A 21939-nucleotide genomic window follows, 5' to 3' on the forward strand; every position below is an offset into this window, starting at 1 on the left:
ATGCCAACTCCCGCCGTTCCACCCGCACCCACCGCCCGCCCCGGCGTGCCTGCCCCCGACCCGGCGACCCCGCGCTGTCCGGACATCGTTCGCGCCGCCTACGCCGAGTTGGTGGTCACCGACCTGGCCGCGTCCCGCGAGTTCTACGTCGACCTGCTGGGCCTGGTGGTCACCCACGAGGACGAGGACGCGGTGTACCTGCGCGCCTTCGAGGAGTTTCTGCACCATTCACTGGTGCTGCGGCGCGGGGCCGCCGGCGCGCTGGCCGCATTGGCCTATCGGGTGCGCGCGCCGCGGGAGGTCGACGTCGCCGAGCGCTACTACCGGGCGCTGGGGGTGCCGGTCGAGCGCCGCGCGCCCGGGGCGACCCGCGGGATCGGGCCCGCCGTACGGGTGCTGGACCCGTTGGGGTTCCCCCTGGAGTTCTTCTACGAGGCCGAGCACGTGCCGCGCCTGCATCAGCGCTACGACCTGCACGGCGCGGGCGCGATCGCGCGGCTGGACCACTTCAACATCGTGGTGCCGGATGTGGCCCGGGCCGAGCGCTGCTACCGCGACCTGGGTTTTCGGGTGACCGAGGACATCCGGGGCGAGGACGAGACGTTGTACGCCTCGTGGCTGCACCGCAAGGACACGGTGCACGACATCGCGCTGACCGGTGGCGACGGGCCGCGGCTGCACCACATCGCGTTCGGCACGCACGAGCGCGCTCAGGTGTTGCACGTGTGCGATCTGCTCGGCGCGCGGCGCCGGTCCACGCACATCGAGCGCGGTCCCGGGCGGCACGGGGTGTCCAACGCCTTCTACGTCTACGTGCGCGATCCCGATCTGCATCGGGTGGAGATCTACACGACCGACTACTACACGGGGGACCCTGACCACCCGGTGTTGTCCTGGGACGTCCGGGACAACCAGCGGCGGGACTGGTGGGGCAACCCGGTGGTGCCGTCCTGGTACGCGGAGGCCTCCCCCGTCCTGGACCTGGCCGGCCGGCCGCAGCCGGTGCTCGCCCGGCGGGAGGACCGCGAGGCGGAAGTGACCGTCGGCGCCGACGGTTTCTCGTTCGCGCGGGACGCGACCGGCGACGGATTCCGGATCGGGTCGCAGCTGTGAGTATTCGCCCCTGGTGTACGATCTGAAATCGTATCCGAAATAGCCGAGTGGAGAAGTAGGATGCGCCTGCGGCAGCCCCTCGCCGTCACCACCTATCCGAGCACGGAGCGCACCGAGCAGCCTCCGGTGCTGCTCGTACACGGGTTCTGCTCCAGTACGCGCCGCACGTGGCTGGAGACGGGCATCGTCCAGGCCCTGCTCGACGCCGGCCGCACCATGATCGCGCCGGACCTGCGCGGCCACGGCGCCAGCCCCGCACCGACGAGCGCCGAGGAAGTGGACGCGGTCGCCTCGGCTCAGGACCTGCTGGCCGTGGTCGACGCGTACGGCGCGGACCGGTTCGACGTCGTCGCACACTCGCTCGGCGCCCGACTGGTCTGGGAGCTGGCCGCGCTGGCTCCCAAGCGGATCGGCCGGGTCGTGTTCGGCGGATTGAGCCCGACCGAGCCGTTCGCCGACGTGGACGTCACGGAGCTGCGCCGGGCGGTGCGCGACGAGGCGGCCCCGCCCGCCGATCCGCTCACCGGCATGATCGCGAGCCTGATCCGCGCCGAGGGTGCGCGCGCGGACGGGTTGGTGACCTGTGTCGAGGGTCTGCGCAGGACTCCGTTCACACCCGAGCGGTGGGCCGGCGGTACACCGCCGTGGTTCCTGGTCGGCGTCGACGACACGATGGTCCACGGCACCAAGGAACTGGTCGCCCTGGTCCCGGGATCCCGAATGGTCGCCATGGCCGGCGACCACCACGGCGTTCTGGTCAACCCGTTCTTCCGCGAACTGGTTGTGCGGGTCCTCGACCGCTGACCCACCGCGGCGTACCGCCCCCACCGGACCACGCCGGAGACGCCGGGCCGGGACACCTCGTCCCGGCCCGCCACCGTGTCCGGTCCAGACTGAGGAGACCGTAGTTGAGTCCCGCAAAGGCAACCACCGCCGCGAGCAAGGCCGCCAAGGCGTCGAAATCGGAGATGTGTTACGAGCTGCTGCGCGGCCGCATCCTCGACGGCACCTACGGGCCCGGGTATCGGCTGGTGTTCGACCAGCTCGCCCGTGAGGCGGGGGTCAGCACCATCCCGCTGCGCGAGGCGGTGCGCCGGCTCCAGTCCGACGGCCTGGTGGAGATCGTGCGCAACGTCGGGGCCCGGGTGGCGGTCTTCGACCGTTCGCAGGTCGAGCACTCGCTGAACGTGCTGGCCCGCCTGGAGGGTTACGCGACCGCGATCTCGGCGCCGCTGATGAGCGCCGCCGACATCGCCGAGGCCCGCGCGATCAACGACCGCATGGTCGAGGCGCTGGCGGACTTCGATCCCACCGCGTTCACCGCGCTCAACCGGAGATTTCATTTCTCGCTCTACGCGCATTGCCCCGACAGGCACCTGAACGCGCTGCTCGAGTCGGAGTGGGCGCGGCTGGACCACATGCGGCGGTCGACCTTCACCTACGTGCCCGGCCGGGCCCGTACATCGGTGCGCGAGCACGAGCATCTGCTCGACCTGATCGACGCCGGCGCCGACCCACAGGTGATCGAACAGGCCGCGTGCGCCCACAAGATCGCCACGGCGGCGGCGCTGCACCAGGCCAAGACCGGGACCCCGTAGCGGCTCGGCGACGCGACGAAGGGCGGGCTCCGGGAGCCCGCCCTTCGTCGCGTGGTACCGCTCGTGCGGCGCCGGCGTCCCTGCGGTGCCGGGTTCGGGTGGCGCCGGGTTCAGGGGGCGCCGGGTTCGAGGGGCGCCGCTCAGACCAGGAGTTGACCGCCGTCCACCGGCACGATCGTGCCGGTGATATGTTCGGCCGCCGGCGAGGCCAGGAACACCGCGAGCGGCGCGACGTCCTCGGGGACCGCGATGCGGCCCAGCGGGATCCGCGCCTCCCACGCCTGTCGGGCCTGCGGGTCGGACATCAGGCCGGCGGTCATCGGGGTGTGCACCGGACCGGGCGCGATCCCGTTGACCCGGATGCGGTGCGGGGCCAGTTCGATCGCACCGGTACGCGTGATCGCGTCCACCGCGGCCTTGGTGGCCTCGTAGTGGCCCAGTCCCGCGGTGGGCTGCCGGGCGCCGATCGAGCTGATGTTGACGATGGCGCCGCCTGCCTCCGCGGCGATCATCAGCCGGGCCGCGGCCGCGGTGACGGTGAAGGTGCCGCGCAGGTTGACCGCCACCACGGTGTCGAAGACCTCGATCGGCAGGTCGACGAGCAGTCCGCCGCCCGCGACCAGTCCCGCGTTGTTGACCAGGACCGCGAGCGGGCCGACCTCGGCGAGGACCCGGTCCAGGGCCGCGGCCACCGACGCGGGGTCGGTGATGTCCATCGGGATCGGAACGCCGCCGATCTCCCGGGCTGTCTTCTCGGCCGCGTCGACGTCGAGATCGGCGATCACGACCCGGTCGCCGCCCTCGGCGAAGGCGCGCGCGACGGCCGCGCCGATGCCGCTCGCCCCGCCGGTGACCACCACGACGCGTCCGGTGCTCATCGGGCCTCCGCCACGATCACCCGCGGACTGCCCGGGAGTTCGAGTATGTCCACCGGCCGCCAACCGGCGTCCGTGAGCCATTCCTCGACCTCGCCGCGCGGGTACACCGTGGTGCCGTCGATGACCAGGTACTCCCCCGCGTGCAGGGTGTCGATCAGCCGCGGCGTCCCGTTCGGCTCCAGGAAGAAGTCCAGCAACAACAGCCGGGCCCCGGGAGCCGCGGCCTTGCGCGCCGCGGCCACGATCCGCCGGTTCTGCTCGGCGTCGAAGCGGTGCACGACGTGTTCGAGGAGCACCAGGTCGAAGCCGGTGGGCACGTCGTCCGTCAGCGGGTCGCCGGTGACCACTTCGACCCGGTCTTCGACCCCGGCCGCCGCGAGAGTGTTCTCCGCGTGCCCGACCAGGTCGCCGGCGGACATGAAGGTCGCGCTCAGCTCGGGGTTCGCACGCAGCGCCTCGGCCAGGAACGACCCGGACAACCCGCCCAGATCCAGGACCCGCCGGTGCGCGCCGAAGTCGTAGGCGCCCACCAGCATGCGGGCATGCAACGCGTTGTACGTCATCACCCCGCCGAGGAAGACGCCGAGCCGATCGCCGCCCAGATCCAGCGGGGCGGGCCGCGCGGTGCGGGTGGTCTCGGCGAAGCCGAGCCAGTGCGGGTAACTGACGGTGTCCAGGAAGGTCAGGAACGGGCGCAGATCCACGTCCGATGTCGATCCCCCGAGGTAGCGCCGGGCCGCGGGCGAGCCGGTGTATCCCGCCTCGCCGCGCTCCAGCAGCCCGAGGCCGACCATCGCGTCGGCCAGGATCAGCGTGGTGCGCTCGGGAAGTCCGGTCCGGGTCGCGAGCTCGTCGAGCGGCGCGGGCCCGTCGGCGAGGGCCTCGAACAGGCCGGCCTCGTTGGCCGCGAATAGCTGCTTGGCGGCCATGTACGCGATCGCGATTTCGATGATGCGATCGGGGCCGACCTCGGCCTGGGCGTCCGAGGGAACTGACATCGGATCTCCTCGCGGGACAGGAAGTTGGTATCTGGAATGCTATATGATTACCGATGCCATCAACAGTGGCGATCGTGTCCGTCTCCGCTCCCTTGGAGGATCCGTGGTGCTCTCCCCCGCCGCCGGCAGCCCGAGCCCGGTGCCCCGTCGTCGACTCGGCGCACACGGTCCGGAGGTGCCCGTGCTCGGCCTGGGCTCGTGGAACACCTGGGACCGGATGAGCCGTTCGGACGCCGTCGCGCTGATCCGCGACGCATTGGCGCACGGCGTGGAGCTGTTCGACGTCGCGCACTACGACATGGGTCCGCACGCGGAGAACGCGCGCACCGACCTGATCTTCGGGCAGGCGATGCGCGACGCGGGCGTGGCCCGGGAGGACTTTCTGCTGTGCGGCAAGCTGTGGTTGTGGGAGTACCCGAGGAAGGGATTCGCCGAGCAACTGACGGTCTCGCTGGACCGGATCGGCACCGACCGGGCCGACCTGGTCGTGGTCGGCGACTTCTTCGGCGAGTTGGACGTACGAGCCGTGGTCCGCGACGTCGCCGAGCAGATCGCGGCCGGCCGGTTCACCTCGTGGGGCGTCAACAACTGGTCGGCCGCGGATGTGTGGCGGGCCCGGCGGTTCGCCGCCGAGGAGGGGCTGACGCCACCGACGTTCGCGCAGCTCAAGTACAGCCTGGCGCGTCGCGCGGTGCCCGAGGGCGAGCCGTTCGCCGAACTGTTCGCCGACGGACTGGCCATGCAGGCGTCCGACGTGCTGGAAGGCGGCATCCTGGCGGGCAACCTCCGGCCGCACCGCAAGATCGGCGCCGACCCCGGCGGCATCCGCGATCGCATCCGCGACACGTACCCGCTGATCGCCCGCGTGGCCGCCGAATTCGACGCCACACCCGCGCAACTGGCCATCGCCTTCTGCCTCACCAACCCCGCAGTCGCCACGGTCCTGTTCGGCGCCAGCCGCATATCCCAATGGCAAGACAACCTCAAAGCCCTGAACCTCCTCACCCGCCACCCCGAAGACCTCCGCACCGCCCTCTCCGCCACCTGGGTCGACGCCGACACAATGAACCCGACGGGCACGGAACGCTGACAACCCAACCAACCGACAACCCCGCCGGCCCGGCCAACCCCCAACCCACCTCTCAACCCGGCCGGCCCCCGAGCCCACCCCTCAGCCGGGCCGGCGCCCGAGGCCACCCCTCAACAAACCAGCCCGGCCGGCGCTTGAGGCCACCTTCCAGCCCGGCCGACGCCCGAGGCCAGCTCTCAGCAAATCAGCCCGGCCGGCGCTTGAGGCCACCTCTCAGCCCGGCCGGCGCTTGAGGCCACCCCAAGCCACCAAAACCCTCAAGGACCCGAAGGGTCCACCACACCCCCGTCCGCAAAAAACGGCACCAGCCGAGCCCGCAACGCACTGGCCCCGACCCGATCCAACAACCGCAACCCCCCGACGTTGTCCACCAGTTGCTCCCGTCGCGTGGCCCCGAACAACACACTCGCCGTGGCCGGATGCGACAACGCAAACGCAACGCACACCTGCGCGGCGCTCGCGTCCAGTTCCGCCGCCACCGCCGCGATCCCGGGCGCGGACGCGATGATCCGCTCCCGTACGCCCCCCGGATCCCGTCCGATCTCCCGCGTCGGCGCGACCTTGCCGGCCAGGATGCCGCCCTCCAACACATCGGACGCCTGCATCGACAGACCGGCCGAGAACAATTCGGCGAACGGCGCGCCGTCCGCGATCGCCCGCCTGCAGGGGCTGTACTTCAGTTGCGCGACCTGCGGACCGGCCGAACCCGCCTCCACCGCGTGCCGCCGAATCGTGGTGATCGCCTGCGCCGACCAGTTGTTCACACCCCAGTGCCCGATCAGCCCGCTCTCCTCCAACTCGGCCAACTCACCGGCGAGTTGCTCCAAATCCACGGCGGCACCGTCCCCAGCGCCTTGCGCGTCGTCGCGGATATCGCGGATATCGCCCAGGATCGCCAGATCGGCGTACTCGGTCCCGGCCCGGAACATCGCCCGTTCCACCTGCTCGCGCAACGGCCGCGCCGGATAGCCCTCCAGCCACACCTTGGTGGACAGCAGGTACTCCTCCCGAGCCAGTCCCGCCGCCCGCACGATCGCCGAGAACAGCACGTCGGTGAACACCTGCTTCTGCCCGGGGATCCCATACACCGCGACGTCGAAGAGGTTGATCCCCAACTCGACGGCGTGCGAGACCATGTCGACCGCGTCGTGGAAGTCCATCCGGTCGTAGGTGTGCCACGACCCCAGGGAAAGCGCGGACACGTACGGGCCCTCGACCCCCAGCCGGCGGCGCGGAACGGTCATGCTGTCGATGTCACCCATCGAAGGTCCTCTCGGGAACGACTACTGCGTGCGGACGGAACCGGCGCTCGAAGAACGACGAACAACGCTTACGGCAGCCACGGATGCACCACGGCCTTGACCTGCTCCTGCCGACCCATCGCCGCCAGCGCCGCACTCGCGCCGGACAGCCCGACCGGCGCCGCGAACAGCCGGTCCCAGTCGAATCGGTCGCGGAAGTCGCGCAGGAACTCGACGGCCCGGTGGTAGTCGCCCACGTCGCCGTTGAGCGAGCCGACCACATCGAGTTCCTTGCCCATGACGGTCCCCAGCGGCAACCGCTCCGGGGTGGGACCGGTACTGCCCACGATCACGAACGTGGCACCGAACGCCGCGAGTTCGACCGCCTCCGCACCCACACCGGGCGCACCGGCCAGGTCCAGGATCAGATCCGCGCCGCGCCCGCGGGTGGCGGCCAGTACCTCCTCTCGTCGGCCCCCGGCGTCGCCGTCCAGGCCGATCGTCACGTCCGCGCCGAATTCCCGGGCCAGTTCCAGCCGGTTCTCGGGCCCGCCGATCGTGATCACCGTGCGCGCGCCGCTCGCCTTGGCCATCGCGCCGGCCACGATGCCCAGCGCTCCGGCGCCCTGCACCACGACCTCGGCGCCGGGCCGTACCCCACCCGCCCGGTCGAACGCGTGCAGCACGGTCTTGACCGCGCACCCCGCGCACGCGGCCCAGGTGTCGGGCACGTCGTCGGGTACGAGCACCTTCTCCGCACGCGGCCCGACGTAGGCGAACTCGGCCAACCCGGCCGTGGCGTACGGCCATCGGTCCGATCGTTGCCGGAAGCCGTAGCCCCGATCGACGCAACCCACCGGCCGGCGCAACACCGTGCAGGCGTGGCACGTGCCGCAGGTCGACTCGGACCAGCCGATGCGATCGCCGACCCGCAGCGTGCGCCCGAGCGCGTCGGTGGCGCCCACGCCGACCACTTCGACCACGCCGGTCATCTCGTGGCCGAGCACCATCGGCAACATGCCGGGAAAACTCATGGCGCCGCGCCACAGGTGCACGTCGGTCGCACACAGCGTGGCGCAGCCGATCCGGACCAACACCGCGCCCGGCTCGCAGCGTTCGGGCAGTGCGATGTCCTCCAGGGTGAGCGGTTCGTCGTGCGCGCGCAGCACCGCGGCGCGGGTGGAGCCGTCCGGGGCGGAGCGGGTTCCCATGATCATCTGCGAACTCCGGTTCATTGTCATCGACTGTGCGCGGTGTCCCAGACTTCGTGCCGGCTGCGCCACCACAGCAGCACCAGGATCACCAGGAACGGGATCACGCCTCGGTACTCGCGCACCGCGCTCATCGCGGCGGACATGCCCTCGAGGCAGCCGAGCAGCAGGCCGCCCGCCAGGGTCAGCGGCAGGTTGCGGAACCCGCCGACCATGGCGACGGCGAGCGCGGTGACGATCAGCTTGCCCAGCGTGGAGAAGTCGCCGCCCAGGCGCGGCGCGACCAGGATGATCACCAGCGCCGTGAGCGCGCCGATGGCCACCCACACCGCGGTGGCCAGCCGCGGTGCGGAGATGCCGACCACCTGTGCGGTGCCCGGCCGTTCCGACAGTGCCTGCAGGCGCAGCCCCACCAGGGTCCTGCGCAGCAGCAGTTCGACTCCGACGGTGATCGCCACCGCGAAGGCGATCGAGACCAGCACGGCCTGCGAGACCACCACGTCACCGATCCGGAACAGCGCCCCGTCGAAGGGCGCCGGGAAGCGGCGCGCGCCGGTGGAGGTGGCACCGAACAGCCGCAGCCCCACGGCCATCACCGCGACGTAGACGGCCACCGTCACGGCCGCCTTGGTGCGTTCGTTGTGCTCCCCGAACCAGCGGATCAGCACCGCGCCCAGGATGCCGGACAAGGTCGCGCCGACCGCGACCCCGAGCGGCAGCGCGAGCCATACGTTCAGTCCGTCGTCGGTCAGCGAGACCATGGTGAAGGCGCCCATCGCGCCGATCGCCGCCATCGCGAAGTTCACCACGGCGACCAGGCGATAGGTCAGCACCACGCACAGTCCCAGCAGCGCGTAGCCCCCGCCGCTGCTCAGGCCCGCGATCACAGAGTTCAGCATTCGAGCACCTCCTGCTCCGAGGCGCCGGCCGCGCCGACCGCGCGTGCGCGGTCGGCGGCGGTCACGGCGAGGTCGATCGGTCGCACCGGGATCGGACCACCGCGCGCGCTACTTCTTCCTGGTGGGCACGACGAAGCCCTCGGGCAGCACCTGCCACTTGCCGTCGACGGCCTTGACGAAGCGGCTGCCCTGGACCGGGTTGTGCTTGTCGTCGGGGCCGAAGACCCACGGGGAGCCGACCATCGGGTAGTCGATCGGGCTCATCTTCTTGAACGCCTCGGTGACCGACTTGCGGGTGATGTCGCCCTTGATGCCCTTGAGCACCTGGACGAACACGTCGGCGGACATCACCGCGCCCTGGCTGAACGCGGTGCGCTGGATGCCGTGTTTGTCCATCAGTTGCGCCCAGCGTCCGTTGCCGGGCAGGGTCACGTCGGTGTACGGCTGCCATTCGGTGCCGACATAGGCCCGCATGCCCGAGGGCACCAGCTTGGCGTTGGCGTCGGTGTAGCTGTTCGCGCCCATGATGAAGTCGACGTTGTTCATGCCCTGGGTCTGCGCCTGGGCGAACCACGGGCCGACCTGTGCGTTGTACAACACGGCCTGACAGCCCGCCTGTTTGGCGGCGATCAGGTGCGGCGTGGGGTCGCCCTCGCCGACGGCGGTGTCCTTGGCGGCCAGTTGTTTGCCGGTGAGGTCGCTCCACTCCTTGATCGCGTCGCTGATCCCGCCGCCGCTGCCGGGCAGGGTGGTGTAGTAGAGGCAGACCTTGTCGTGGTGCAGCGTCTCGGAGGCGTAGTAGAGCATCGCGGTGAGCAGCTTGAACGGTCCGGGGTTGACCGGCGCGATGTCGGGGCTGTTGAAGCACGCGGGGTCGACCCCGACGGCCGGGATGGAGACGATCCTCGCGCTCTTGTACGCGGCGCGGTTGACGCCGCAGTCGACCGCGCTGGAGGAGCCGACCAGCGCGACCACGCCCTTGGACTGCACGAGTTCCACCTCGTTCTCGGTGGAACGTTGCGGGTTCATCGCGTCGTCCTTGCTGATCAGCTCCAGCTTGCGGCCGTTGATCCCGCCGGCCGCGTTGACCTCGTCGAAGACGGCCTTGACCGCCTGCGGGACCTCCGGGGTCTGGAACAGCCCGGTGATCCCGTTGATCGAGCCGACCTTGATGGCGCCGCTGGTGGAGCCGCCGTCGCTGCCGTCGCCGGCACACGCGGTCGCGGCCAGGGCGAGCGCGGCGGTCACGGCCAACCGGCTCACGAGGGAACGCTTCATGGGGAACGTCCTTGTCATGGTGGATCGGTACGGAGTCGATCCGATCGAAGGCATGCCGGGGGAACCCGGATCGGCGCGAAGGCGAGCGCGCGACGCGGGGGTGGTGCGGGCGGGTCGGAGCGGGTCGGCCGGTGGACGGGCCGGTGGTCGGCCCGCGAGTCAGCCGGTGGGGGTGACGATCGCGGTCGGGGGGGCCGCGCCGTCGGGGGTGTCCGCGCCGCCGAGGTAGGCGGCGAGCACCGCCGGATCGCGCAGGACGTCCTCGGTGCGGCCGCTCGCGATCACTTTGCCGAAGTCCAGGACGGTGACCTCGCGGCAGGCCACGCGTACCAGTTCCATGTCGTGCTCGACCAGCAGGACGGCCACGCCGTAGCGCTCGGGCACCTGGGCGAGTCGAGCCCCCAGGCGCAGCGATTCTGCGGCGGACTGGCCCGCGGCCGGCTCGTCCAGCAGGGCCACCGCCGGCCGCGCGGCGATCGCCGCGGCCACGTCGAGCAGGCGGCGGGTGCCCGCGTCGACGATCGAGATGGGCAGGTCGCCGACGGGGCAGCCGAAGAACTCCAGGAGTTCGTCGGCCTCGGCCCGGCCCAACCGCCGCCCCGCCCCGATGTCGAGGTATTCGTACTGGGTCAACTCCGGGGCGATCAAAGTGGTTTGGAAGGTGCGGCGCAGGCCCTTGGCGGCGCGTACCTGCGGGGCGAGTCGGTCGATGGGCGCCCCGTCCAGGCGGACCGAGCCGGGCGTGCGGCCGAGGAAGCCGCCGACCGCCGAGATGAAGGTGGACTTGCCCGCGCCGTTGGGGCCGATCAGGCCCACCACGGCGCCGGCGGGGACGGTGAGGTCGACCGCGTCCAGGGCGGTGACCGGGCCGTAACGGACCGTCAGGCCCGAGACGTCCAGGGCGGGTTCGGTGCCCATGGGTCGGGCGGGCGCGCCGACGGTGCGCTCGGGTGGTGGGGCCGCGTCGGCACGTTCGTGGTCGTGCGTGGGATCGGCGTCGGCGACCTTGCGGGCCTTGGCCAGGCGTTTGCGGTTGCGGGTGAAGTCGGTCTGGCTCATCCCGCTGCGCAGCGCGAGGATCGGCACGATGCCGAAGATGATCCCGCCCAGGTCCTGGGGCAGCTTGACCTTCTCCAGGAGGGTGGCCATGGTCGCGCCGAACACCCCACTCATCAGAGCCCCTTCGGGGTGATGCGGACCGATCAGGATGGCGATCGCGAAGAGCGTGACGGATTGGCCCATGGCGAAGTTGCCGGAGACGACCAGGCCGAGTTGACCGGCCATCAGGCCGCCGCCGATCCCGGCGATGAACGCGCTGATCGCGAACGCGGCGAGTTTGCTGCGGGCCACCGAGATGCCGTGCGAGGCGGCCAGCCGTTCGGAGTGCCGCAGTTCGAGCCAGGAACGGCCGAGTCGGGTCCGGTCGAGAACGGCGAGGGCGAGCGCGATCACGGTGAAGACGATGACGACCAGGACGAAGTAGTTCGCGTTGGTGGCGAAGGCGGCCGGGCGGGCGACCGTCTCGAGTTCCTCGGTGCCGGGGAACTGCTTGGCGCCCAGCACGATGTCGGTGGACACCGCCGCGCCGAAGGTGATCACGGCGAGGTTGACGCCGCGAACGCGCAGGGCGGGCAGACCGATCAGCATGCCCACCGGTGCGGCGGCCAGGCCGCCGAGGACCAGCCAGACGAGCAGCCCGCCCGGTGCGTCGGCCACGTTGAGCCGCATCACCACCCAGGCGCCGATCGCCGCGAAGGAGAGTTGGCACAACGACATGACGCCGGCGCGGCCGACGATCACGCCGTAGCTCTGCATGATCACGGCGCTGATCACGCTGGTGATGGCGAGGTAGAGCCAGTAGGGCGACAGGATGTTGGGTATCGCCACGCAGGCCGCGACCGCGAGCACGATCGCAACGGCCGCGCCGCGCTTGTCGAGCAGGTCCATGGCGGTGGGTGTCGCGTCGGCGAGCGGGCGGCGGGCGGCCCCCGTGCGGGCGTCGGGCTTCATCGGGCGGCACCGCCGATCCGGCTGTCGAGGGAGCCGGCCGGGACCTGCTCGGCCGGGTCGGTGGTCGGCGTCGTGGTCGAGCCGAAGTAGTACTCGTGCAGGAGTTCGGCCCGGCCGCGCAGTTCCGCGCAGGGTCCGTCGTGCACGATGCGGCCCTTGCGCAGCACGTAGGAGTGTGTGCCGACGTCGAGGGCGAGGTTGGCGAACTGTTCGATCAGCAGGACGGCCAGTCCCGCACCCGCGAGTTCGCCGACCACGCGCATCAGCCGGTGCACCACCATGGGCGCGAGTCCGAGCGACATCTCGTCGACGAGGACCACCTTGGGATCGGTGACCAGGGCGCGGCCGAGCACGAGCATCTGCTGTTCGCCGCCGGAGAGATGGCCGGCCTGCAGGGTGCGGCGTCGGACCAGTTCGGGGAAGAGCCGGTAGACGGTGTCCGGGTCGCCGCCGCCGGCGCGGGCGACCAGCAGGTTCTGTTCGACGGTGAGGGTGCGGAAGATGGTGCGGGCCTGTTCGACGTAGCCGATGCCGGCCCGGGCGCGCTTGTGCACGGGCAGCCTGTGCACGGGGCGGTCGTCGAGTTCGATGCTGCCGGTGGTGGTGCGCACCAGGCCGGCGATGCCGTCCATCAGGGTGGTCTTGCCCGCACCGTTGGCGCCCAGGAGCACGGTGACCGCGCCGGGGGCCACATCCAGCGTGACGTCGCGCACCACCGGGATCTCGTCCCGGTCGATGCTCACGTCGCGTAGCCGCAGGACGGCCGGGGCGCTCACCGCGCCTTCCCCGCGAACGCGTCCCGCAGTGCCCCGACGACCAGTTCGTGCGCCTGTTCGGCGTCGCCGAGGTCGGTGGCGAGCAGTCCGAAGAAGCCGTGGATGAGCCCGTCGAAGCGCACCGCGGTGGCCGTGGTGCCGGCGTCGTTCAACGCCCGCGCGTAGTCCTCGCCTTCGTCCCGGAGCACGTCGTACTCCGCGCCCAGCACCAGCGCGGGCGGCAGCGCGGAGAGGTCGTCGGCACGGATCGGCAGCAGGTACGGGTCGGCAAGGTCGGCGGCGTCGCGTGGGTACTGGGTGAAGAACCAGTCCATGCTCGCCTTGGACAGGAAGTAGCCGTCGGCGAATTCCCGATAGGAGGGCCGCCCGTCGTCGGGGTGCCCCACCACCGGCGACACGAGCACCTGGAGTGCGATCGGCGGGCCGCCCAGGTCGCGGCTCTTCAGCGCGACCACGGCGGCCAGATTGCCGCCCGCGCTCTCCCCGCCGACCGCGATCCGCGTACCGTCCACCGCCCATCGCTCGCCGTTTTCGCGCAGCCACGCCACCACCGCGTAGCAGTCGTCGGCGGCGGCCGGATACGGATTCTCCGGCGCGAGGCGATAGTCGACCGAGACCACCGCGGTCTCGGCGCCGGCGCACACGGCCCGGCAGGCGTACTCGTTCTCGTCGAGACACCCGATGGTCCAGCCGCCGCCGTGGAACCAGACCAGGACCGGGAAGGGGCCGGGGCCTTCGGGAGCGTAGATCCGGACCGGGATGTCTCCGGCGGGTCCGGGGACGGTGGCGTCGCGGACCGATCCCACGGTCGGCAGTCGCTCCGGCATCGACCAGGTGCGGGCGAAGCCGGCACGCATGGCCCGGGCGTCCAGGGCAAGGGGGGCCGGTCCGGATTCGCCGATCCGAGTGCGCTCGATGATCTTTTGGGCCTCCGGATGCAGGGGCACCGTTGCCTCCCAATCGACTCGCAAATCGTATCTGATTGCGTGTACGGTATGGGCTCCCAGAGGACCTGTCCAGATCCCAGGAGGAAATAAAGTGCGCAACCGCGAATCGTGGGACGCCACCGGTCCGGCGGACCTGGTCCTCACCGGAGGACGCGTCCACACGTTCGACGCGCGGGACCGGATCGCGACCGCCGTCGCGGTCACCGGGGGCCGCGTCGCCCGGGTCGGCGACGACACCGAAGTGGCCCCACTGATCGGCCGCGACACCCGGGTGATCCGCCTGCGCGACCACGCGGTCCTGCCCGGGATCAACGACTCCCACCTGCACGGTGTCTGGCTCGGCGCGATGTGGCCGCGCTTCCTGATGGAGCAACTCACCGGCGGCGCGGACGCGGGCGCGCCGGGGCCGCACGCGGGCACGCCCGCGCCCACACCCGCCCTGCGCACCGCGGCCGAGCGCCGGGACGCCATCGTGCGCACCCACGACCTGCTGGCCACGCTGGGCGTGACCAGCTACACCGAACCGGGCCTGGGTCCGGGCGAGGACGCCGGCGCGACCGGGTGCTTCGGCTCCGCCGCGCTCACCGACTACGCGGAACTGGCCGCGCACGGGCGGCTCACCGCGCGCGTCACGGCGCTGTTGCTCTTCGGCGAACTGGACGGCCCCGGTTCGGCGGACGCCTTCGCCACCGGACTGCGCGAGTTCGCCGCCCCGGCCGACGTGCCGGGCTGGTTCCGGGTGGCCGGGGTGAAGATCTTCGCGGACGGCATCCCGCCGATGCGCAGCGCCTGGGTGTGCGAGCCGTACCCCGACGGGTCACACGGTTCGCTGCTGATCGACGGCGACTCGGCCGAACGACGCCGGCAGCGGCTCACCGAGATGATCGACATCGCGCACGCGGCCGGACACCAGATCGGCGTGCACTCCACCGGCGACCGCAGCTCCGCCGCGGTCGTCTCCGCGCTGCGGGCGGCGCTCGCTCGCGATCCCCGCCCGGCCGCCCGGCATTACCTCATCCACGGCGACCTGCTGCATCCCACGACGCTGGCCGAGATGGCGGCGGCCGGCATCGGCCTGAACACCCAGCCCGGCATCGCGGTGGCCACCCGCAACCTGCTCCACGACACGCTGAGCCCGCAGGTCCTCGCCCGCATGTGCCCCACCCGCGACGCGCTCGACGCGGGCATCGACGTGTGCCTCAGCTCGGACTCCCCGGTACTGACCCCCGACTGGCGCCGCGGGGTGGTCGCCGCGGTCACCCGGACCGGCGTCGACGGCACCGTCTGCGGCCCCGCGCAACGCCTGGCCCTGCGCGAGGCGTTGCGCGCGTACACCACCACGCCCGCTCGCCAGGACGGTGCCGAGTCCTGGAAGGGCTCGCTCGAACCGGGCAAGGCCGCCGACCTGTGCGTCCTCGCCGACGACCCCCTGGAATCCGAGGTCACCGCCCTACCCGAGATCCCGATCACCCTCACCATCGTCGACGGCCGCGTGGTGCACGAACGCCCCTGACCAGCCCACACCCCACTCCGACGAAACGCCGACACCGCGTCCCGCCCCGGCAACGAACGCGCAGCCCAGCGACGGCGCGACGATGCCGTGCGGCAGGCCGGCGGGACGGTCCGGGGGCAGCGGCGCGGCGGAAGGCGGCAGCAAAGTGACGGGCGCGGGGTGGCGGCGAGGCGGTGTCGGTGGGCGGCGGTGTCGGCAACGCGGCGCTCCGGCAGCGCAGCCGTGTCGAGGACGCGGCGCTCCGGACACGGGGATGTCGGGGACGCGGCGATCCGACGTCCGGCAACGCGGCGATCCCGCAACGCAGTCATCTCAGGGCGTGGCGGGGCGATCCGGCGGCACAGCGGCATCAGAGACGCAGCCACGGCCGAGGCACGGCAATCCGCCAGCGCCGTCGCCTCAGGGGGCGATCCGGCAGCCCAGCGGCGTCGAGAACGCAGCCACGTCGGTGGCACAGGCGATCCAGCAGCGCAGCGATCCCGCAGCGCCGTCGCCTCGGGGGCGCCGCGACGAAATGGGACGATCCGGCGGTCCGGCGGTCCGGCGGTCCGGCGGCGCAACAGCGTCGGGAGCGAGACCGTGTCGGGACGCGGCGATCCGGCGACGCGGCGAGGGCGATCCGGCGGCCCAGCGGCGTCGGGAACGCAGTCATGTCGGTGGCACGGCGATCCGGCAGCGCAGCGATCCCGCAGCGCCGTCGCCTCGGGGGCGCCGCGACGAAATGGGACGGTCCGGCAGTCCGGCAGTCCGGCAGTCCGGCAGTCCGGCAGCGCAACGGCGTCAGGAGCGTAACCGTGTCCGGACGCGGCGATCCGGCGGCGCGGCGGGGGGCGATCCGGCGGCCCAGCGGCGTCGGGAACGCAGCCGTGTCCGGGGGCGCGGGGATCGGTGAGCGGTCCGGGGTCGGCGCTAGCATCGGGTCATGTCCGGTCGTGCGCGCACCTGTACCGCACAGCCCCACCCGCACCGGTCGCCGCCGCTCCCGGTCGGTGTCGGTCGCAGGCCGTCATCGTCACTGCTCCCGGTCGGCCGCAGGCCCTCGTCGCCGGGCGAGGCGCCCGAAGGCCGATCCGCGGGTGCCGCCGGCCGGCCCCTCGCCCCGTGCCCGGTGCGAGTTCCGGGCCGATCCACCCCGAGACCGCCTACCGCCAAGGACGTGCCATGACCTCAGCGCACACTCCGCCGCCGTCCTCCCCATCCGCCGACGGGCAAACCGTCGCCGGCACCGGCTTCCATCCGCACCTGCCCGACCGTCCCGCCGCCGAGCCCGGGTCACCGCGACTGCGCATCCACCACATTCGCGCCGACGCGCTCGACGCCGACACCACACAAACCGACGGCATGCGCCGCTTCGCCGCCATCAGCGGCCGATCCGTCGGCGCCGAGAAGTTGTGGATGGGCCAGACCCACGTCGCCCCGGCCACCGCCTCCGGCAATCACCACCACGGCGAATCCGAGACCGCGATCCACGTGATCAGCGGCCACCCGGTCTTCGTCTTCGCCGACGACTCCTCCGGCGAACCCCGCGAAGTGCGCCTGCGAACGGGCCCCGGCGACTACATCTTCGTCCCACCCTTCGTGCCCCACCGCGAGGAGAACCCCGACCCGGACTCCGAAGCCGTGGTCGTGATCGCCCGCAGCACCCAGGATGCCATCGTGGTCAACCTTCCCGGCCTGCACCCCCGCCTCGACAACCCGCCGACGTGACCCTCGTCCAGCCGCGTTCAGAGCCGCCGTGAGGTTCCCCGGGTCGCCCCCGCATGCCACGTCGTACCTCCACTCGCCGGACCTCGACCGAGGCCGAACGCGGTCACCGCGCCGATCAGCCCCAGGACGATCAGGGTGATTCCGGCGAGCACGGCCAGCACCGTCGTGCTGGACACGGGGGCGGCGATCAGGACGATGCCCGCGGCGATGTCCACGCATCCGAAGAAGATCACCCAGCCACGGCCCGGCAGGCTCTTGTGCACGACACCACCCGCGAGTTCGGCCAGGCCCCGGACGAGCCAGCCGATGCCGATCCAGATCGCCAGCACGGTGACCGAGCGCGAGCCCCCGCCCAGACACAGGACACCGAACACCACCGACACCAGACCGCTGACGATCAGCACCGCCCGCATGCCGCCCGAGAACAGCCCTCCGGCCCCCAAAACCACCTGGATCAGGCCACTGACCAGCAGGTACAACCCGAACAGGATCGCGACCACCCGCACCGTCTGGGTCGGCCAGGCCAGCACCACCACGCCGAGGACCACCGAGGCGACCGCGAGCACGAGCAGTACCCGCGGCGGGCCGACCGACCCCCACCCGGATCCCGGCGACCGGGACCGAAGACCACGCGACATCGGAGACATCGTTCCTCCCGGCGTTCGACGTCCGCACCCACCTGGATCCGGCAAGCAGTCCCCCGCCCACTCCCATCCACCGTCGCACGCACGCCACGAGAACGCCCGCCCGTGGGGGAAAGGAGCGCACGGCCTCGGCGGCACACCCGCTCCGGGACGGGCACGCGCCGGCCGCCCTCCGACCTCGCCTTCACCCCGGAACCGGCCGGGCTCCACACCGCAGGCTCCACACCACGGGCGGCTGCCCGGCGCGTCCGGGACTCGCGGCGGCACGATCACGCATCGGCCCGCCCATCGCCTGCCGGCCTACGGCGCCGGGGGATGCGGTAAGCGACAGGCCGGACACGAGAACCTGGGTGCCGCTTGCGGCAGTTGGCGAGTGGTACGAGCCCATTCCCGGACCAGCGAATCGAACACCGGCGTCGCGCCCATGCCGATCGACCACACTCGCGCCGACACGGGGGCACATCCATACGACCCCGCGCACGACCCACTCGGGCGCGTCGTCGTCAACCTCGACTTGTCATCCATGCCCCCTTGATAGTTCGGGAGGGCCACCAGCCGAGGCCGTCCGGCGCACGCGCCACCCGATCAGGTGACAACCGCGCCCTCGAACGTGTGGTTCACGACAGCGGGATCACGGCTGATCACGCTGGGTTCGCCGGGACCACCCCGACACCGCGGCCCCTCGACGACGGGGCCGCGTGCCGGGGTCGACGCGCGTCAACCCAGAAGCTTGACCGCCTGGTAGTACGTCCACGCCGTGCCGTTGCAGGTGGCCCGGGTCACCGCGCCGTAGGGGGCACACACGCGCTTGAGGTCCTCGTAGAAGGCGCTGTCCACCCGCGCCTTGTTCGCCGCGAACGTGCCCGCCGCCTTGTAATTGCGGTATCCGAAGTCGTGCCGGGCGCAGGAGTTCTGGAACGGGAAGCCGAACGGGTTATCAGGCGAACTGGAGCAGTAGTCTGTGGACCAGTCGAAGCCGTAGGCCGACCAGGATCCCTGGTTCTGCCGCGCCGAGTTCCAGGCGTTGTAGCTGTTCACGCTCGTCTGGGTCCAACTGGACAAGACCTGCGGCTTGTCCGCCGGGGCGGCCTGGGCCGGTGTGGTCACACCGACTCCGGCAACGACCGCCGTCGCGGTGGCGGCAAGGACTGTGGTCAGCCGACGCATCGAATACCTCCAGATTGCCGACGCTCCCTCGATGGGACGTCGGGGACAGGGGTGTGCAGCCGAACTCCGAGCTCGAACCCTCGAACTCCCCATCGCGGTCCGGAAAGACGGGCCGGACAACGGTGGGCGAGCGGAGGGCGAAGACCATCCCACAGCACGAAGGAGCCGGCCGTCCACAATCCGGCCGTCCACAATCGAGAATTCATCCGCCTCGGGTCTCCCGTTCGCCACGATCCACGTCGGCGACACGTTGCGTCGCATCCACGCGCGCAACCGGCCTCGACGCGGCTCCGCATCGGCCGGGCGTCCCCGTGACCCGCCCGCTCCACCGGCCCGCAACGCGCCCGGGTCCGCGCCCGCACCCGCCCCGTCGCCGCGCTACGCCGCCATCGCCCGGCGCAACACCGCGGTGACCTCGACGATCCGGCGCTGGGACACATCGGCGGTGAGAATGGCCCGCGATCCGTGGAACGTGCCCGCCCATTGGTGCAGTTCGACCGATACGCCCGCCTCCGAGGGGCGCATCGCGTAGCCGATGCCGTCGCGGACCGGATCGAGCTCGGCCGTGGCGACGTAGGCGGGCGGCGGGCCGGACAGGTCGTGGGCACGCGCGGCAGCCGCGTACCACGTGGGGTTGCACCGAACCGAGGTAGTGCCGCCACGAGTCGGCGATGTTGTCGCGGTCCATCCGCGGTGTGCCGGTGAACGTCCGCGCCGACACCGTGGTCATCCGGTCGTCCAAACTGGGCCGGCAGAGCAGTGGGAAGCGGATCGGCGGCCCCTGTTCGTCCCGCGCTTGCAGCGCGACGGCCGCCGTGATGCCCGCGCCGGCGCTGGTGCCGCCAACCGCGATGTGATCGGCGTCGGTGCCCGGTTCGGCGTCGTGCTCGATCGCGCCGACCGACCGGACCGGTCCTGGCATCAGGCCCGTGCCGCGCTGCGCTTCACCACCGCGCGCGAGCCCATCGTGCGATACGACGAACTCGGCGCGTTGGCCCTCCTCGCGGAGATCCCGCGGGACGCCGCGCGCGGCAACGTCGAGGTGGCCGCCATCGCCCGCCTGGCACGCAACCCGGACGACCTGGAGACCCTGGAGGTCTATTGCGCCACCGGCTCGCTCCGCCGTGCGGCCGAGATACTGCGCCTGCACGACAGCAGCGTCTCCCGTCGCCTGAACAGATCGGCGGCGTCCTGGGCATCACACTCACCGAACCCGCCGGCCTCGCCCTCGCCACCTGGCGGCTGCTCGAAGACGAGCCACGACCCGACGGCACCCGGCACCCGGCACCCGGCACCGGGCACCGGGCACCGGAGAACGGCTGGGCCGCACCCCCGGGGACACCCCGTCCACCCGAGGCGGTACCGTTGACGGGACACGTGAGGTGCGTGATCGCCGCCGCGACAAGGGAGGTTGATGAATATGGCCCGCTCGGAGCTTATTCGTCATGCCCTTGTCCGGGTCGCGCGCTCGTCGTAGTCGGCCCGGTCGTCCCGAACGACCAGGAGTGTCGCGTGTCTTCATCTTCTTTTCCCGCAGGTATGGACCTGACCACCGATCGCCTCGTCCTGCGGCCGTGGTCCGCCGACGAGATCACCGCCGTTCTCGGTGACGCGCGGTCGGCGGACTGGGCGGAGGACTTCCCCGCCGAGGGCGATCAGGTGATCGCCGGCGTCATCGCCGAACAGTCGGATGTACCGCGGCTGTACGGGCACCGTCAGATCGTCGAGCGAACCACCGGGCTCGTGGTCGGCAGCATCAGCCTGCTCTGGCCGCCGAACGACGGCGCTCTGGAGATCGGTTACGGCGTCGTCGCCTCCCGGCGCGGCCGAGGCTACGCCTCCGAGGCCACTCGGGCCCTGGTCGCGTACGCGTTGACCTCACCACAGGTGGACACCGTGTACGCCGACGTCGAACTGTCGAACCCGGCCTCGGTCCGCGTACTGGAGAAGGCCGGGTTGCGGCGCTGGAGCGGCGACGCGTCAACCGCCCGCTTCCGCGCCACGGCACCGGAACCGAACCGGCAGCAGCCGTAGTCGATCGGGTCGGCGGCGGCGCCATCCGCCGCCGCCGACCCCCGGCTCGCCCGGTTCACCGGCCACCGGGCCCAAGTCACGACTTCCCGCGCTACTTCTGCTCGGCGAGCCACTGGTCGAACGTGGTCGGCGCGATCCGGGCGCCCTCGCCGGGCAGCAGCGCGTCCCCCGCCATCGCCGGTCCGAACATGCCGGACCACGTCGGCACCAGCCGCACCGAGCGGCCACGCGCGGCGAGCGTGCGCCGGGCCATGTCGACCAGGTCCTGCGGGTCGGGCCCGGCGATATCGGCGTAGCGCCCGCGCGGCTGACCGGTCGCGACCTCGGCCAGGACGTCTGCCACGTCCGCGGGCGCGATCGGCTGCACCAACAGCGGCGCGATCGTGGCGACACCGTCCTGCTCGGTCCAGCTCGTCACCATCTCGGCGAAGTCGTGGAACTGCGTGGCCGGCACGATCGTCCACGGCACCGTCCCCTCGGCCACCAGGCGCTCCTGCTCGCGCTTGCCCGCGTAGTGCGCGTTGCCCTCGACCCGATCGATCCCGACGATCGAGAGCAGCACGTGGTGCCGGACCCCGGCGCGCTTCCCGGCGGCCAGCAGGTTCCGCGTCGTGGTGCCGAAGTAGGCCACCGTCTCGGCCGGGTCGACGGCCGGCCCGTTGGTCGCGTCGACGACCGCCTCCACGCCGGCCAGGGCATCGTCGAGGCCGTCACCGGTGGTCAGGTCGACACCGAGCGAGCGGCTGATCCGCACCACCTCGTGCCCGTCCCGCTCGAGAGCGGCGACGGTGAGCGCCCCGATGTTTCCCGTCGCGCCGGCGATTGCGATCCGCAT

The 21939-nt window shown here is 71.8% G+C and carries 20 protein-coding genes and 1 pseudogene; 8 read left to right on the forward strand and 13 right to left on the reverse strand.

The genetic code is table 11. The features are described from left to right. The 3 genes from hpaD to ACIBSV_RS09175 all read left to right on the forward strand — a co-directional run bounded on the left by hpaD (window position 1) and on the right by ACIBSV_RS09175 (window position 2711). A complete protein-coding gene (gene hpaD / locus ACIBSV_RS09165; protein WP_395860819.1) occupies window positions 1-1113 on the forward strand; it encodes a 3,4-dihydroxyphenylacetate 2,3-dioxygenase in 1113 nt (370 codons plus the stop codon). 60 nt (window positions 1114-1173) lie between these two features. Then, window positions 1174-1917 carry an alpha/beta fold hydrolase gene (locus ACIBSV_RS09170; protein WP_395860821.1) on the forward strand — a complete coding sequence of 248 codons (744 nt, stop codon included), beginning with the start codon at window positions 1174-1176 and terminating at the stop codon, window positions 1915-1917. Window positions 1918-2021: 104 nt separating this feature from the next. Beyond that, window positions 2022-2711 carry a GntR family transcriptional regulator gene (locus tag ACIBSV_RS09175; RefSeq protein ID WP_395860823.1) on the forward strand — a complete coding sequence of 230 codons (690 nt, stop codon included), beginning with the start codon at window positions 2022-2024 and terminating at the stop codon, window positions 2709-2711. A gap of 140 nt (window positions 2712-2851) precedes the next feature. Here the strand turns inward: ACIBSV_RS09175 and ACIBSV_RS09180 are convergent, their stop codons facing one another. Continuing rightward, window positions 2852-3589 carry an SDR family NAD(P)-dependent oxidoreductase gene (locus tag ACIBSV_RS09180; RefSeq protein ID WP_395860825.1) on the reverse strand — a complete coding sequence of 246 codons (738 nt, stop codon included), beginning with the start codon at window positions 3587-3589 and terminating at the stop codon, window positions 2852-2854. Next, a complete protein-coding gene (locus ACIBSV_RS09185; RefSeq protein ID WP_395860827.1) occupies window positions 3586-4587 on the reverse strand; it encodes a methyltransferase in 1002 nt (333 codons plus the stop codon). The genes ACIBSV_RS09180 and ACIBSV_RS09185 overlap by 4 nt, the downstream gene beginning before the upstream one ends. Before the next feature lie 103 nt (window positions 4588-4690). Here ACIBSV_RS09185 and ACIBSV_RS09190 point away from each other — a divergent pair, with 103 nt between their 5' ends. After that, a complete protein-coding gene (locus ACIBSV_RS09190; RefSeq protein ID WP_395860829.1) occupies window positions 4691-5677 on the forward strand; it encodes an aldo/keto reductase in 987 nt (328 codons plus the stop codon). A gap of 257 nt (window positions 5678-5934) precedes the next feature. Here the strand turns inward: ACIBSV_RS09190 and ACIBSV_RS09195 are convergent, their stop codons facing one another. The 7 genes from ACIBSV_RS09195 to ACIBSV_RS09225 all read right to left on the reverse strand — a co-directional run bounded on the left by ACIBSV_RS09195 (window position 5935) and on the right by ACIBSV_RS09225 (window position 14039). Continuing rightward, complete coding sequence (locus ACIBSV_RS09195) at window positions 5935-6939, reverse strand: aldo/keto reductase (protein ID WP_395860830.1); 1005 nt, start codon at window positions 6937-6939, stop codon at window positions 5935-5937. A 68-nt stretch (window positions 6940-7007) separates the two neighbouring features. Continuing rightward, window positions 7008-8153 carry a zinc-binding dehydrogenase gene (locus ACIBSV_RS09200; protein ID WP_395860832.1) on the reverse strand — a complete coding sequence of 382 codons (1146 nt, stop codon included), beginning with the start codon at window positions 8151-8153 and terminating at the stop codon, window positions 7008-7010. Between the two features lie 2 nt (window positions 8154-8155). After that, entirely contained in the window at window positions 8156-9028 is an 873-nt protein-coding gene (locus ACIBSV_RS09205) for a branched-chain amino acid ABC transporter permease (RefSeq protein ID WP_395860834.1), read from the reverse strand. A gap of 108 nt (window positions 9029-9136) precedes the next feature. Then, the gene (locus ACIBSV_RS09210; RefSeq protein ID WP_395860836.1) at window positions 9137-10306 is read right to left on the reverse strand and encodes an ABC transporter substrate-binding protein; all 1170 of its coding nucleotides are present in this window, start codon (window positions 10304-10306) and stop codon (window positions 9137-9139) included. A gap of 159 nt (window positions 10307-10465) precedes the next feature. Beyond that, window positions 10466-12316 carry a branched-chain amino acid ABC transporter ATP-binding protein/permease gene (locus tag ACIBSV_RS09215; protein ID WP_395860838.1) on the reverse strand — a complete coding sequence of 617 codons (1851 nt, stop codon included), beginning with the start codon at window positions 12314-12316 and terminating at the stop codon, window positions 10466-10468. Then, the gene (locus ACIBSV_RS09220; RefSeq protein WP_395860840.1) at window positions 12313-13092 is read right to left on the reverse strand and encodes an ABC transporter ATP-binding protein; all 780 of its coding nucleotides are present in this window, start codon (window positions 13090-13092) and stop codon (window positions 12313-12315) included. The genes ACIBSV_RS09215 and ACIBSV_RS09220 overlap by 4 nt, the downstream gene beginning before the upstream one ends. After that, window positions 13089-14039, reverse strand: coding sequence for an alpha/beta hydrolase fold domain-containing protein (locus ACIBSV_RS09225; RefSeq protein ID WP_395860842.1), 951 nt, complete (start codon window positions 14037-14039; stop codon window positions 13089-13091). Before ACIBSV_RS09225 ends, ACIBSV_RS09220 begins: the two co-directional genes overlap by 4 nt. A 91-nt stretch (window positions 14040-14130) precedes the next feature. Here ACIBSV_RS09225 and ACIBSV_RS09230 point away from each other — a divergent pair, with 91 nt between their 5' ends. Next, window positions 14131-15552 (forward strand): amidohydrolase, encoded by a 1422-nt coding sequence (locus ACIBSV_RS09230; RefSeq protein ID WP_395860844.1) that lies wholly within the window; start codon window positions 14131-14133, stop codon window positions 15550-15552. Between the two features lie 1161 nt (window positions 15553-16713). Next, window positions 16714-17259 (forward strand): cupin domain-containing protein, encoded by a 546-nt coding sequence (locus ACIBSV_RS09235; RefSeq protein ID WP_395860846.1) that lies wholly within the window; start codon window positions 16714-16716, stop codon window positions 17257-17259. A gap of 17 nt (window positions 17260-17276) precedes the next feature. Here the strand turns inward: ACIBSV_RS09235 and ACIBSV_RS09240 are convergent, their stop codons facing one another. The 3 genes and pseudogenes from ACIBSV_RS09240 to ACIBSV_RS09250 form a co-directional block, all read right to left on the reverse strand. Then, entirely contained in the window at window positions 17277-17897 is a 621-nt protein-coding gene (locus tag ACIBSV_RS09240; protein WP_395860849.1) for an HdeD family acid-resistance protein, read from the reverse strand. 723 nt (window positions 17898-18620) lie between these two features. Then, the gene (locus tag ACIBSV_RS09245) at window positions 18621-19070 is read right to left on the reverse strand and encodes a phospholipase (RefSeq protein WP_395860851.1); all 450 of its coding nucleotides are present in this window, start codon (window positions 19068-19070) and stop codon (window positions 18621-18623) included. Between the two features lie 378 nt (window positions 19071-19448). After that, window positions 19449-19962 (reverse strand): annotated as a pseudogene (locus ACIBSV_RS09250) (alpha/beta hydrolase fold domain-containing protein). Here ACIBSV_RS09250 and ACIBSV_RS09255 point away from each other — a divergent pair. Continuing rightward, window positions 19867-20439 (forward strand): hypothetical protein, encoded by a 573-nt coding sequence (locus ACIBSV_RS09255; protein WP_395860994.1) that lies wholly within the window; start codon window positions 19867-19869, stop codon window positions 20437-20439. The pseudogene ACIBSV_RS09250 and the gene ACIBSV_RS09255 overlap by 96 nt on opposite strands. A 143-nt stretch (window positions 20440-20582) precedes the next feature. Continuing rightward, on the forward strand, window positions 20583-21104 hold the full coding sequence (locus ACIBSV_RS09260; protein ID WP_395860853.1) for a GNAT family N-acetyltransferase: 522 nt from the start codon (window positions 20583-20585) through the stop codon (window positions 21102-21104). Window positions 21105-21195: 91 nt separating this feature from the next. On the opposite strand, the gene ACIBSV_RS09265 is transcribed toward ACIBSV_RS09260, so the two are convergent. Continuing rightward, window positions 21196-21939, reverse strand: a complete 744-nt coding sequence (locus tag ACIBSV_RS09265; protein ID WP_395860855.1) for an SDR family oxidoreductase — start codon at window positions 21937-21939, stop codon at window positions 21196-21198.

Origin of the sequence: Embleya sp. NPDC050154 (assembly GCF_044460165.1) — a bacterium.
Classification (GTDB): domain Bacteria; phylum Actinomycetota; class Actinomycetes; order Streptomycetales; family Streptomycetaceae; genus Embleya.